Consider the following 13730-nt stretch of genomic DNA (forward strand, 5'->3'; position numbering starts at 1 on the left):
TAAAGTGCTGTTTGATCAAAAAGATAGGTGGTTCAACCCGGGTTATAACCTATCGCCCGGGTTATAGGGGTTTCAGGCGTCGTCGGCAGCGGCTTTTTTCAGCCTCTTGCTCAGCGCCGGCTGGGAAATGCCCAGCAGGCGGGCGGCGAGTGACTGGTTACCCAGGGCGCGGCGCATGGCTTCGGCCACCAGCAGATCCCCCACCTCATTCAGCCTGGGCAGGGTCGGCATCTGGCTGAAGGGATCGGGCTCGACCTCGCCTTCCTGTACCGGCGGCGTATCCTGCTGGCCCAGGGCCTGACGGAACACCTCCATCGACAGCATTCTCGACTTGTGCCGGCTCATGGCGTCAAACGCCAGCGCCCGCAGCTCCCGCACGTTACCGGGAAATGCATAATTGGCCAGCAGCACCGGCAGCTCCCTGGGCAGGGTGGGCACCGTTTTGCCCAGCTCCGCCGCCGCCTCGGCCAGAAAGTGCTCCAGCAACAGGGGAATGTCTTCCTTGCGCTGGCGCAGCGGCGGAATCTCCACCTGGTGCGTGCGCAGCCGGTAGTAGAGATCCTTGCGGAAAGTGCCTTCCTGCTGCTTGCGGGCCAGGTCCTGATGCGTGGCCACCACCACCCTGGCGCGAATGCGCTTGGGCCTGTCACTGCCGAGGGGGTAATACTCTCCTTCCTGGAGCAGCCGTAGCAGCTTGACCTGGGAGCTCTGGCTCAAATCACCGATCTCGTCCAGAAACAAGGTGCCGCCCGCCGCCTGCTCAATCATGCCGGCCCTCGCCCGGTCGGCGCCGGTAAAGGCACCCTTGTGATGGCCGAACAGGGTATCGGCAAAGACATTGTCGTCCAGCCCTGCCACGTTCACACTGACCACGGGCCCGTTGCGGTTGCTCAGGGTATGAATGGCATGGGCAATCAGCTCCTTGCCCACCCCGCTCTCACCACAGATCAACACCGACTGGCTGCTGGTCGAAATTGCCTCCAGGTACTGAAACACCGAGCGCATGCCCTTGTCCCGGGTAATGATGCCGGCAAACACCTCGGGCCGCTCCAGGGTATCGGTAAGAAATCGCCGGCGTATTTCCTGGTTTTCCAGTCGCATTTCCTGACTGGCAATGGCCCGGCGAATGCCCCCGATCAGACGGTCTTCTTCCGTGGTCTTGACGAAATAGTCATAGGCCCCGAGACGAATACAGTTCACCGCCGTTTCCAGCTGGTTCAGGCCGCTGACGATGATCACGGCGATCTCGGGGTATTCCTCTACTATTCGTTGCAGCAGAGTTTCACCCGACAGATGGGGCATCGTCAGGTCCAGCAGCACCAGACCAATGGGCTCCCGGGCAATGATGTCCATCACCTCCCGGCTGTCTTCACAACGGTAAATATGATTAATACCGCCCCGGCGCTCCAGAGCGATGCTGAGGCTGCGCAGAAAAGGGACTTCATCATCCACCAGCAGAACGCCGAAACCGGGATAGAAATTGCTCTTGATCACTATGGGGTTCCTTTGATCACGGGAAGCGTCAGGGTGGCGCGGGTTCCCCTGCCCGGCTCGGACTCATACTCCAGCCGGCCGCCATGCTCCTGCACTATGCCGGCAGACACGGACAAACCCAGCCCTATGCCGCCCTGCTCGCGCTTGGTGGTAAAAAACGGATCTTTCAGCCGGGACAGGTTGTGGGGCTCGATGCCCTCGCCCTGATCGGTAATTTCAAGGTACAGCTCGTTGCTCTGGGCCCTATGCCCGGTGCGAATGAATATGCCCTGCTCCGGGCTGGTGAGGGCCTGACAGGCATTGACGACAAGATTGATCACCACCTGCTCAATGCGCTGGGCATTACCCCTGAAACGGGGCAGCCCCGGTTCGCAGTGCACCTCCACCCGCTGGCTGGACTTGCGAATGGTATTGTCGACCAGACGGATCACGGTGGCCACCAGCTGGTTGAGATCCACAACTTCGGTCAGCTCGGCCGGCCCCTGGCGGGCAAAATCCCGCAGATCATCCACAATGCGCCGAATGCGGCCGGCACTGGCCTGCATGTCGTCCAGCATGGCGGGAAGCTCTTCGCGCATGCGGCTGTAGGGCAACCCGGCCAGGTAAAAATCGCCCTGCTCCTGATATTGAGTCTCCAATTGCTCTTCCAGATCCTCGAAGGCGTCTTTCAGCACCGGCAAATTCAGCAGCAGCAAGCTGCTGGGGTTGTTGATCTCGTGGGCCACCCCCGACACCAGTATGCCCAGGGAAGACATCTTGTCGGCCTGTATCAGTTGCTGATGCTGCAGTTCCAACTCCTCACTGCGCCGGGCCACTTCACGGGCCAGCATGCGGTTCCAGACCACGATGCCGCCCAGCACCACCAGCAGCACCGCCGACACCAGGGCGGCGGCCAGCCCGATTTTCTTCCAGGGCCAGCCGCCCTGCTCCAGCGGGCCCAGCCACTTGTCGTAGATTTGCTGATGGCGGCCGGTGTTCTTGAGAATGGCCAGCCCTTCGCTGAACCCCGCCAGCAGTGCCTCGTTGCCTTTGGCTACCGCATAGCCATAGCGCTGGGGTCGAAAGGGCTGACCCACCGGCACTATGTTGGACAGCTCCAACTCACGGCCCAGATACAGCCCCGGCAGGTTGGCGACCAAGGCATAGTCGTGCTTGCCCGACGCCAGCAAACGCAGCCCGATGGCATGGGTATCCACCAGCACAAGCCTGGCGCCCACGTCGTTGTGCAACAGGTGGTCGTGCATAATGCCGCCCCGTTGCACAATCACCTCCTTGTCACGCAGGTCGGCCAGCTCCCGGGCCTCGCCCTCGCCTTTTCGGGCAAAAATGGACTGGTGCACAATGGCGTGGGAAGGCGAAAACCCGTATTTGTCGGCCCGCTCGCTGGAAAACACCATGCCCTGCAGGGCATCCAGATCGCCATCGGCCAGGGCCTGGCGCATGCGGTTCCAGTCGCCCAGGCGAATGTCGACCTGCATGCCCATCACTTCCGCTATGGCGCGGGTCAGCTCCACGTTGTAACCGTCAGCCTCGCCGTCCTCATTGAGAAACTCATAGGGAGGGTAGTCATGATCTCCGCCCACGCGAATAATGCCGTCATTGCGCGGCTCCGCCGCCATGGCGCCGCTCAGGGCCAGCAGCCACAGCAGAGCAACAGACAGCAGGCCTGGCCCCATAAACAGGTTCACTGTTCCGGCTCCGACCGGCCGTAATTCTGCTCACATACCCGCCAGAAAGCTTCGGCGGTGTCGGACAGGGGCCGGCTGCAGCGATAGAGGCACACATTGAGGGGCAGCCGCCAGCTGCCGCCGCCGCAAATCACCAGAAAGCCCTGACGCAGTTCTTCCTGAATGGCAAAGCTCGGCACCCAGGCAATGCCCATGCCCTGCATGGCCATCACCTTCAGACTGTCGGCCAGGGGGGATTCAAACGACTGGCGCAGTGTGACCGTGCGCGGTCGGCTGCGCAACAGCCGCTCCACGCAGCGGCCGAGGAAAATTTCCCCCGGGTAGCCCAGATAAGGCAGGGTGGCCCCGTCGGGTGAGTCCAGGTTGAAAATGGGCTGCCCTTCTTCGTCTGCCCGGCACACCGGCACCAGTTGCTCTGTTTGCAACTCAAAGCGATGAAACTGCTCCGAAGCCAGACTGGAATCTTCAAAGGCCAGCAAAAAGTCACAAATACCGTTTTTCAGGGCCTGCACGCTGTCATCCACATTGGCCACCAACTGACGGGTGCCGATCCCGTCCAGCTCCTGACGAAACGACTGCAGAAAAGCGGGAAACAAGGACAGCGACAGGGTGTGAGACACGGCAAAGTCGATGGTGTGGGCGCCGCGCTGCTTCATGGATCGCAGGTGGCTGATGCTGTCGGCCAGCTGAGTGACCAGGTTGCGCGCGGTAATGCGAAACAGCCGCCCTTCATCGGTGAGCTGCACCGGCATACTGGTTCTGTCTACCAGCTCGCAGCCCAGGGCAGCTTCCAGTGCCCGAATGCGCCGGCTGAAGGCAGGCTGAGTCATGTGCCGCTCCCGGGCGGAGCGGGAAAAGCTCTGGGTATGAGCCAGGGAGAGAAAGTCTTCCAGCCATTTTGTTTCTATGTTCATGCACCCGCCCTTGGCTCAACCATCCGTTGCTCGCGGTCATCTGCTGACCGGTTTGGGCCGCATTATATCATTCGGCATCGTTTCTCTGGGCAATATTGCGCCATGCCAACTCCGTATCGGGTATAACGAACCGGCATAACTGCTCCATCTCATTGATATAACGCACCCTCTTCATCTGTTATGCAGGCTGGGCATAGCGGGTACTCAAACGGCATTATCGGTGCCGTGACCGGTTGTTTTAGGCTGCAAAAAACAGCCTGGAGACATTCTTATGAGTTCCCTTATCGGCATACTCGGCGGCATGGGCCCGCTGGCCACCGTTGACTTCGTGACCAAAATCATCAACCAGACCCCGGCCACCCGGGATCAGGATCATCTGCCGCTGCTGGTGCACTCGGTGCCCCAGATCCCCGATCGCACCGCCTGCCTGCTGGAGAACAAGGAGTCCCCTCTCAAGGCCCTGCTGCAGGGGCTGAACACCCTGATCAGCGGCGGCGCCGGCTGCATTGCCATTCCCTGCAACACGGCTCATTACTGGTATGAGCCACTGGCTAAGGCGAGCAGCGTGCCCATTTTGCATATTGCCCGGGCCTGCGCCGAGGCGCTGGCACAGGAAAAGGTCACCTCCGTTGGCCTGCTGGCCACCGACGGCACTCTGAAGGCCGGCTTTTATGCCAGGGAGCTGGCGGAGTCTGGCATTCGCCTCACCATCCCAGAAGCGACGCTGCAGCGCCGGGTGATGGAGGGCATCTATCTGGTCAAGTCCGGCTCCGTTGAGCAGGGCGCCCGTTTACTGGACGACTGCATGGCCGAGATGCTGGAGCTGGGCGTGGATCGGGTGATTCTGGGCTGCACCGAAATTCCCTTTGCGCTGGATACCATTGGCTCGGCCCATGCGAGCCTTGGCATGGACGCCACCAAAGCCCTGGCAGCCGCCTGCGTGCAGTGGCACCACAATCGGCAAATGGCGGTGGCTGTGGCTGTGGCGGCGTAATAATACCGCCGCCATGGTGATGGCAAAAAGTGCTCAACGTCTGATAACAATGCCGTGTTTTACTCACTGTCATACCGGGCTTAACCCGGTATCTGCCTGTCGCGAGATCCTGACTTTCGTCAGGATGACGACCTGAACACATGATGAACCCGATTGGTATAACAGCCAGGGCATCGCTTACACCATCAGGCGACGCAGGGCGCCACCATGGATGCCGGGCTGAGCACCGCCGCCAGCTGCTCTTCACTGAGCAATTGCTCCTGGCGCACCAGCTCGGCCACGGTGGCACCGCTCATCAGTGCCTGATTGGCGATGCGGCTGGCATTGTCGTAACCGATATGGGGCACCAGGGCGGTGATGATGCCGATGCTGTTGTGCAGGTGGGCGGCACACTGGGCCTCGTTGGCCATGATGCCGCGCACACAGCGGGTATCCAGCATGCGAATGGCCTCGCCCAGCATACGGCTGGAGTTGAGCAGGTTATAGATGATCAGCGGCTCCATGGCGTTCAGCTGCAGCTGGCCGGCTTCGGCCGCCAGGGTAACCGCCATATCGGCACCAATGACCTGAAAGGCAGTCTGGTTCATCGCCTCGGGGATCACCGGGTTCACCTTGCCGGGCATGATGGACGAGCCGGGCTGCATGGCGGGCAGCTGAATTTCGCCAAGGCCGGTGCGCGGGCCGCTGGACAGCAGACGCAGATCGTTGCTGAGCTTGGACAGCTTCACCGCCAGCCGCTTGAGCACGCTGGAGAAGGTCACAAAGGCGCCCATGTCGGAGGTGGCTTCCACCAGGTTGTGGGCCAGGCTCACCGGCTGACCGGACACTTCGGCCAGATGGTTTACCGCCAGCGCCGCGTAGTCGGGATGGGCGTTAATGCCGGTGCCAATGGCGGTACCGCCCAGGTTCACCTCGCATAGCAGCCGGCAGGCGTCGTCGATGCGGGCCTCTTCTTCCCCCAGGTTGACGGCAAAGGCCTCGAACTCCTGACCCAGTGTCATGGGCACGGCGTCCTGCAGCTGGGTGCGGCCCATTTTGAGAATGTGGGCAAACTCCCCGGCCTTGGCCGCCAGGCTCTGCTGCAGCCCCGCAATGGCCTGCTTGAGGGGCTGGGCGGCAAACACAATGGCCAGCCGGGCCGCCGTGGGATAGGCGTCGTTGGTGGACTGGGAGCGGTTCACGTCGTTGTTGGGGTGCAGCTGCTTGTATTCGCCACGGGCATGGCCCAGCTTGGTCAGCGCCAGGTTGGCGATGACTTCGTTGGCATTCATGTTGGTGGAGGTGCCCGCCCCGCCCTGAATAAGGTCCACCACAAACTGATCGTGCAGGGCACCGTTCATGATGTCGGCGCAGGAGGCATTGATGGCTTCGGCCTTGTGGGGCTCCAGCTGGCCCAAATCCCGGTTGGCCCGCGCGGCGGCGGCCTTGACCATGGCCAGGGCGTTGATCAGCTCGGGAAAGTGGCTGATGGGCACGCCGGTAATGGTGAAGTTCTGCTGCGCCCGCTGGGTTTGAATGCCGTACCAGGCCTGCTCCGGCACCGGCTGTTCACCCAGTAAATCCTTTTCGATACGTGTTTGCATTGGTTACCTGCTCTGTGGGAGTTGTGCTGTTCAGAGCCCTATTACAGCAATTCACGCGCGTACTTAAAATTTGACGCACTGTCTCAACCTGATGCTGACTGGCGCACTAACTACATCATAAAGCGACTGTTGCACCCTGTTGCAGCAAAACAACGTTCGGTATACTGACCCCCAGTTTCATGGAGCCTTTATGCACCAAGACTTTGCCAAAAACCTGCGTCTGCTCTGCAGCTACTACAAGTCGGTAGCCGAGGTATGTCGCCGGCTCAAGATCAACCGCCCCCAGTTCAACCGCTACCTGAGCGGCCGCTACAAGCCCTCTGCCCACTGCCTGCGCCGGCTGTGTGACTTCTTCGGGGTGGAAGAGCATGAAATACTGATGCCCCACAGCCAATTCGAGCTGCTGATCCAGGTGCGGCCCAAGCCGCAGATAGCAGAAGAGGCATACCCTGAAACCGAGCACATGAACCTGCTGCAGGCCAACTCCCAGGGGCTGGAAAAGTATCTGGGCTATTACTTTGAATATCACTATTCCATGGCCTTTCCGGGCAAGATATTGCGCAACCTGCTGTGCCTGGAACGCCGGGGCAACGGGGTGTATTACCAGCGCACCGAACGCCTGCAGCAGGCTCCGGGAGAACGGGTATATCACAGCAAGTATCTGGGCATGGCCCACCTGCTGTCGGACCGCATTTTTCTGGTGGATTATGAATCGCTCACCGGCAACCAGATCACCCAGACCATATTGATCCCCACCTTTAAAAGCCGCGTGGGCCGGATTAGCGGCCTGCGTCTGGGCGCCTCCGCCAGCGGCGAGCGCATTCCCAGCTGCACCCGGGTGGTGCTGGAATATCTGGGCCGGCAGGTGGACATTCGCCGCACCCTCTCGCTGTGCAGCACCTTTGACGCCGACAGCGGCCAGATCTCCGGCACCATTCTCAACGCCATCGGCAACGACATGGCTCCCCATGAACACCACTTTCGGGCCAGGCATTCTTTCTGACGGACAGTATGGGTCGGCATGCCAGCGGCCCGGTGTTTTCAATGTGATTGATATAACACAGCTTACAATGGAGTTTTATATGCAAAAGACCGAATTTCTGGGTTACCTGAGCGTCGAGTTTCAGGAATATTGTCAAATCCCCTCTGAGGATATTCAGGAAAAGCAGGAGAAGAAACAGTTCATCAATGGATTGATGAAGGCAGCGCGCATTTTTGGGGTCAGTTTTGATGAGCTGACCGCCGTCGTCAAAAGCGAGCAGCCTGATGCCGGGCCTTCATTTTCTGTCTCAAGCCCCGAAGATATTATTAAGGTGCCTGCATACATACGTCACGGCATCGATATCACGTATTAATGTTACTGCTTTCAGAATGGTTCATCATAAAAAACGCCGGCTTTCGCCGGCGTTTTTGTTTCATTCTCCCTACTCAGACTGCCCCTGCCCCGCGTAGGTCAGCTGCTTTTCGGTGAAGGCTTCGAAACTGCGCTGCCAGTCCGAGAGGATCTGGTCACTGGTGCCGCTGACCTGCACCGCCGTTACCTTGTATTCCGGGCAGTTGGTGGCCCAGTCGGAATTGTCGGTGGTGATCACGTTGGCACCGCTGTGCGGGAAGTGGAAAGTGGTATACACCACCCCCGGCTGCATGCGCTTGCTCAACCTGGCCTTCAGCACCGTATTGCCGGTGCGGCTGGCGATGGTCACCGGCTGGCCGTCCGCTATCTGCCGCAACTGGGCGTCATGCGGGTGGATTTCCAGCACGTCCTCGCTGTGCCAGACGTTGTTGTCGGTGCGCCGGGTCTGGGCGCCCACGTTGTACTGACTGAGGATACGCCCCGTGGTCAGCAGCAACGGATAGCTTTCCGACACCTTCTCTGTGGTGGGAATGAATTCGGTCACCACCATGCGCCCCAGGCCGATGGGGAAGCTGTCGCCGTGCATGATGGGCATGCCGTCGGGATGCTCGTCGTTACAGGGCCACTGTATGCTGCCCAGCTCTTCCAGCTTGTCGAAGCTGACGTTGGTGAACGAAGGCGTCAGGCTGGCGATTTCATCCATGATCTCGGAAGGATGATCGTAATGCATGGGGTAGCCGAGGGCATTGGCCAGCTCCATGGTGACTTCCCAGTCTTCCTTGCCCGCCAGCGGCGGCATCACCTTGCGCACCCGGTTGATGCGGCGCTCGGCGTTGGTGAAGGTGCCGTTCTTCTCCAGGAAGGTGGAGCCCGGCAGGATCACATGGGCGAACTTGGCAGTCTCGTTGAGGAAGAGATCCTGTACGATAAGCAGCTCCAGCGAGCGCAGCGCCGCCTCCACATGATGGGTGTTGGGATCCGACTGGGCGATGTCCTCCCCCTGCACATACATGGCCTTGAATTCACCGTTGATGGCGGCATCGAACATGTGCGGAATACGCAGCCCGGGCTCGGCGTCCAGGCTGACGCCCCAGGCTGCCTCGAACCGGTTGCGGATCTGATCGTTGTTGACCGGCTGATAGCCGGGCAGCTCGTGGGGGAAAGAGCCCATATCGCAGGAGCCCTGCACGTTGTTCTGGCCCCGCAACGGGTTGACCCCGACTCCGGGCCGGCCGATGTTGCCGGTGGCCATGGCCAGGTTGGCGATGCCCATTACCATGGTCGAGCCCTGGCTGTGCTCGGTGACACCCAGGCCATAATAGATGGCGCCGTTGCCGGCGGTGGCATACTGGCGCGCGGCCCGGCGAAGGGTCTCGGCCGGCACGCCAATCACGTCCGCCATCTGCTCGGGAGCATGACGATCTTCGGCAACAAAGGCGCGCCAGGCGCGGTAATCTTCCGGATCACAGCGCTCGGCTACGAAGGCTTCGTCTTCCAGCCCTTCGGTAACCACCACATGAGCCAGGGCATTGATCAGGGCCACGTTGGTTCCCGGGCGGATCGGCAGGTGAATGCCCTCCCCCGCATGAGGCGTGTCCAGCAAATCAATCTCACGGGGGTCGGCCACGATCAGGCTGGCGCCTTCGCGCAGACGTTTGCGCATCATGGAGCCGAACACCGGGTGGGCATCGGTCGGGTTGGCGCCGATCACCATGATGCAGTCGGCTTCCATCACGGAGTCGAAGTCCTGGGTGCCCGCCGACTCGCCCAGGGTCATCTTGAGGCCATAGCCTGTAGGGCTGTGGCAGACCCGGGCACAGGTGTCGGTGTTGTTGTTGCCCAGCGCCGCGCGGATCAGCTTCTGCACCAGGTAGGTTTCTTCGTTGGTACAGCGGGACGAGGTAATACCGCCCACACTCTTGCGGCCATGCTTGTCCTGCACCTCGCGCAGCCGGCGGGCGGCAAAGTCGATCGCCTCCTCCCAGCTGACCTCGTTCCAGGGCTCGTCGATGGACGCCCGGATCATCGGCTTGGTCAGCCGGTCCTTGTGGGTGGCATAACCGAAGGCGAAGCGACCCTTGACGCAGGAATGACCATGGTTGGCACTGCCGCCCTTCCAGGGGGTCATACGGATCACCTGAGTGCCTTTCATCTCCGCCTTGAACGAGCAGCCCACACCACAGTAGGCACAGGTGGTGATCACACTGTGCTCGGGCTGGCCATGATCGATCACCGACTTTTCCATCAGGGTCGAAGTCGGGCAAGCCTGCACGCAGGCGCCGCAGGACACACAGTCCGATTCAACGAAATTGGTGTTCTTGCCGGTGGAGACCTTGGAGTCGAAGCCCCGGCCTTCGATGGTCAGGGCGAAGGTGCCCTGCACCTCGCCACAGGCCCGCACACAACGGGAGCAGGCGATGCACTTGCTGGGGTCGAAGCTGAAATAGGGGTTGCTCTCGTCCTTGACCGCCTCCAGGTGGTTCTCGCCGTCGAAGCCGTAGCGCACCTCGCGCAGGCCCACGGCGCCCGCCATGTCCTGCAGTTCGCAGTCACCGTTGGCCGGGCAGGTCAGGCAGTCGAGGGGATGATCGGAGATATACAGCTCCATCACGTTGCGGCGCAGTTTGGCCAGCGCCTGGGTCTGGCTGCGTACCACCATGCCCGGCTCGACCGGCGTGGTGCAGGAGGCGGGATAACCACGCCGCCCTTCTATTTCTACCGTGCACAGCCGACAGGAGCCAAAGGCTTCCATGTTGTCGGTGGCGCACAGCTTGGGAATATTGATGTCGGCTCTGGCCGCCGCGTGCATCACGGAAGTGCCTTCGGGCACAGTGACCTCGACACCGTCTATGTTCAGGGTGATCAGGTTTTCCGACAGCCGGGCCGGCGTCCCGTAATCCTTCTCGGGATAAAAATGTTCAACCATCTTTTACGCCCCCTTCGAGTCGTTGAAATCTTCGGGAAAATACTGGAGTGCGCTCTTTACCGGGAACGGCGTCATACCGCCCATGGCACACAGAGAGCCCTGGATCATGGTGTCGCACAGGTCTTCCAGCAATTCGATATTGGCGGCCCTGTTGTCGTTGGCGATGATCCTGTCGATCACCTCGACGCCGCGCACCGAGCCTATCCGGCAGGGAGTACACTTGCCGCAGGACTCCTCGACACAGAACGCCATCGAGAACCGGGCCTGTTCGGCCATGTTGACCGTTTCGTCGAACACCACCACGCCGCCGTGACCGAGCACGGCACCGATTTTGGTGAAGGACTCGTAATCCAGCAGCACATCGAACTGCTCCGGTGCCAGATAGGCACCCAGGGGGCCGCCCACCTGCACCGCACGTACCGGTCGGCCGCTGCGGGTGCCGCCGCCGAATTCATAAATCAGGTCACGCAGGCTCTGGCCAAACGCCAGCTCCACCAGGCCGCCCTGTTTGAGGTTACCGGCCAGCTGGAACGGCAAGGTGCCCTTGGAGCGTTCATAGCCGTAATTGGCATAATAGTCGGCACCCTCGCTGAGAATGGCGGGAATGGCAGCGAAGGTCAGCACGTTGTTGACCACTGTGGGCTGACCGAACAGACCGACAATGGCCGGCAACGGTGGCTTGGCGCGAACCATGCCGCGCTTGCCTTCCAGGCTTTCCAGCAGCGAGGTTTCTTCACCGCAGATGTAGGCGCCGGCGCCGAGCCGCACTTCCAGCTCGAAGCGGCGGCCACTGCCGACAACATCGGCGCCCAGAATACCGGCGGCATAGGCCCGCTCGATCGCCTGGTTCAACAGCTCATGGGCCAGCGGGTATTCTTCCCGCAGGTAGATGTAACCCTGGGTGGCGCCCACCGCCAGGCCGCCGATGATCATGCCCTCGATCAGCATGTAGGGGTCGCATTCCATCACCATACGGTCGGCAAAGGTGCCCGAGTCGCCCTCGTCCGCATTACAGACGATGTATTTCTGCTCGGCCGGGGTGTCCAGCACCGTCTGCCACTTGATACCGGTGGGAAACGCCGCCCCGCCCCGGCCGCGCAGACCGGAGGCTTTCACGCTGTCGACCAGCTGCTGGCTGGAACGGGTTATCGCCTTGTCCAGACCCTTGAAGCCATCCAGCGCGCGATAGTCGTTCAGCGACACCGGGTCCGTGATGCCGATACGGGAGAAGGTGACCCGCTGCTGCTTTTTCAGATAGGGAATTTCTTCGGTCAGGCCCAGGGCCCGTGGGTGCTCGACGGCACCGCGCTCGAAGCCGGCGTCGAACAGGGAGGCGACGTCGTCCAGCTCGACCGGACCGAAGGCATAGCGCCCTTCATCGGTGGCTATCTCCACCAGCGGCTCCAGCCAGAACAGGCCTCGGGAGCCGTTACGGACCAGCTCGATATCCAGGCCACGCCGTTCAGCCTCGCGCCGGATCAGGGTCGCTACCTCGTCGGCGCCCAGCGACAGGGCCGTGGTTTCATAGGGAACATAAACTCGCAGCGTCATTATTTCAGCTCCAGTTTGAAGGTGGTCAGCTCATCCACCAGCCGATCGAACTTGGCCGGGCTCATGCGCCCCTTGATCTTGTCCCCCACTCTAATGGAGGGACCGGTGGCGCAGTTGCCCAGGCAATAGACCGCCTTCAGACTGATGTCCTGGTTCGGGGTGGTCTGGTCGAAGTCGATGCCCAGCTTTTCCCGCACATGGCGTTCAAACTCGCGACTGCCCTGGGCCTGACAGGCCTCGGCCCGGCAGACCTCGATGACATGCCGGCCCGGTTTCTGGCTGCGGAAATAATGATAGAAACTGATCACACCGTGCACATCGGCCGCGGTGCAACGTAAATGAGTGGCCATCACCGGGATGGCGGCATCGGGTATATAGCCGAACTGGTCCTGGATACGATGCAGGATGGGCAACAGCGCGCCGGGTTTGTGTTTTATCGAAGTCACTATTTGTTCGATGGTTTCAAGCTCTTCGATACTGTCAAGAACGCCTGCTTGAGTCTCATCCATATCATCAACCTTGTAAAAACGGTCATGCCGGCTTGTCTGTATCAACCGCCATGAACAGTACTGTCTTGTCGGCCGCTCCTGGCCGGATGCAAAACATGCCCTCCACCGCAAGATGGAAGGCATGCACCGGTCAACCCTATCCTTTACGCCGGAACCATTCCATGGGGGTCGATCACAAATTTCTTCGCTACTCCGCCGTCAAATTCGGCATACCCCTGAGCGGCCTGATCCAGGCTGATGACCTGCACGTTCACCGCATCGGCGATCTTCACCTTGTCGAACAGAATCGCCTGCATCAGTGGCCTGTGATATTTCATTACCGGGCACTGACCTGTGTGAAACGAATGGGACTTGGCCCAGCCCAGGCCGAATCGCATGCTCAGGGCACCCTGTCTGGCGGCCTCGTCCACGGCACCCGGATCTTCGGTGACATACAAGCCGGGAATACCAATCTGGCCGCCGGCACGGGTCAGGGCCATGGCCGAGTTCAGCACGGTAGCCGGTTGCTCCTTGCCATGGTCACAGCCGCAACCGTGCGCTTCAAAGCCGACACAGTCGACGAAGGCATCGACTTCACGCTCGCCCAGTATCTGTTCAATCTTGTCTTCCATCGACCCTTCTTCACGCAGATCGATGGTCTCGCAACCGAAGCTGCGGGCCTGGGCCAGACGGTCCGGGATCATGTCGCCGACGATGACGCAGGCCGCGCCCAGCAAC

10 protein-coding genes and 1 pseudogene are annotated in these 13730 nt (G+C 60.8%); 3 read left to right on the plus strand and 8 right to left on the minus strand.

Features of this window, described 5'->3' with window-relative positions:
• Positions 1-72 precede the first annotated feature (72 nt).
• From UN63_RS11205 to UN63_RS11215, 3 genes are read right to left on the minus strand one after another with little or no spacing between them, the layout of a single operon-like run.
• Positions 73-1494: a sigma-54-dependent transcriptional regulator gene (locus UN63_RS11205; RefSeq protein WP_219821151.1), complete on the minus strand. Its 1422-nt coding sequence runs from the start codon at positions 1492-1494 to the stop codon at positions 73-75.
• Positions 1494-3182, minus strand: coding sequence for a transporter substrate-binding domain-containing protein (locus UN63_RS11210; RefSeq protein ID WP_229793464.1), 1689 nt, complete (start codon positions 3180-3182; stop codon positions 1494-1496). The genes UN63_RS11205 and UN63_RS11210 overlap by 1 nt, the downstream gene beginning before the upstream one ends.
• Positions 3179-4096 carry a LysR substrate-binding domain-containing protein gene (locus UN63_RS11215; RefSeq protein ID WP_104486838.1) on the minus strand — a complete coding sequence of 306 codons (918 nt, stop codon included), beginning with the start codon at positions 4094-4096 and terminating at the stop codon, positions 3179-3181. The genes UN63_RS11210 and UN63_RS11215 overlap by 4 nt, the downstream gene beginning before the upstream one ends.
• Before the next feature lie 271 nt (positions 4097-4367).
• Between UN63_RS11215 and cuyB the strand changes: the two genes are divergently transcribed.
• Entirely contained in the window at positions 4368-5090 is a 723-nt protein-coding gene (cuyB, locus tag UN63_RS11220; RefSeq protein ID WP_104486839.1) for a cysteate racemase, read from the plus strand.
• 185 nt (positions 5091-5275) lie between these two features.
• Here cuyB and UN63_RS11225 read toward each other — a convergent pair whose 3' ends face one another.
• A complete protein-coding gene (locus tag UN63_RS11225) occupies positions 5276-6673 on the minus strand; it encodes an aspartate ammonia-lyase (RefSeq protein ID WP_104486840.1) in 1398 nt (465 codons plus the stop codon).
• A gap of 190 nt (positions 6674-6863) precedes the next feature.
• On the opposite strand from UN63_RS11225, the gene UN63_RS11230 reads away from it, so the two are divergent.
• Positions 6864-7676 (plus strand): helix-turn-helix domain-containing protein, encoded by an 813-nt coding sequence (locus UN63_RS11230; RefSeq protein ID WP_104486841.1) that lies wholly within the window; start codon positions 6864-6866, stop codon positions 7674-7676.
• A gap of 79 nt (positions 7677-7755) precedes the next feature.
• On the plus strand, positions 7756-8028 hold the full coding sequence (locus tag UN63_RS11235; protein ID WP_104486842.1) for a hypothetical protein: 273 nt from the start codon (positions 7756-7758) through the stop codon (positions 8026-8028).
• Between the two features lie 69 nt (positions 8029-8097).
• Here the strand turns inward: UN63_RS11235 and fdhF are convergent, their stop codons facing one another.
• From fdhF to UN63_RS11255, 4 genes and pseudogenes are all read right to left on the minus strand, one after another.
• The gene (gene fdhF / locus UN63_RS11240; protein WP_104486843.1) at positions 8098-10953 is read right to left on the minus strand and encodes a formate dehydrogenase subunit alpha; all 2856 of its coding nucleotides are present in this window, start codon (positions 10951-10953) and stop codon (positions 8098-8100) included.
• A gap of 3 nt (positions 10954-10956) precedes the next feature.
• A complete protein-coding gene (locus tag UN63_RS11245; protein ID WP_104486844.1) occupies positions 10957-12504 on the minus strand; it encodes a formate dehydrogenase beta subunit in 1548 nt (515 codons plus the stop codon).
• Positions 12504-13013, minus strand: coding sequence for a formate dehydrogenase subunit gamma (locus tag UN63_RS11250; RefSeq protein WP_104486845.1), 510 nt, complete (start codon positions 13011-13013; stop codon positions 12504-12506). The genes UN63_RS11245 and UN63_RS11250 overlap by 1 nt, the downstream gene beginning before the upstream one ends.
• A gap of 143 nt (positions 13014-13156) precedes the next feature.
• Positions 13157-13730, minus strand: a pseudogene (locus UN63_RS11255) (formaldehyde dehydrogenase, glutathione-independent); the annotation flags it as partial.

It is taken from the genome of Oceanisphaera arctica (genome assembly GCF_002936955.1).
In the GTDB taxonomy this organism is placed as follows: Bacteria; Pseudomonadota; Gammaproteobacteria; order Enterobacterales; family Aeromonadaceae; genus Oceanimonas; species Oceanimonas arctica.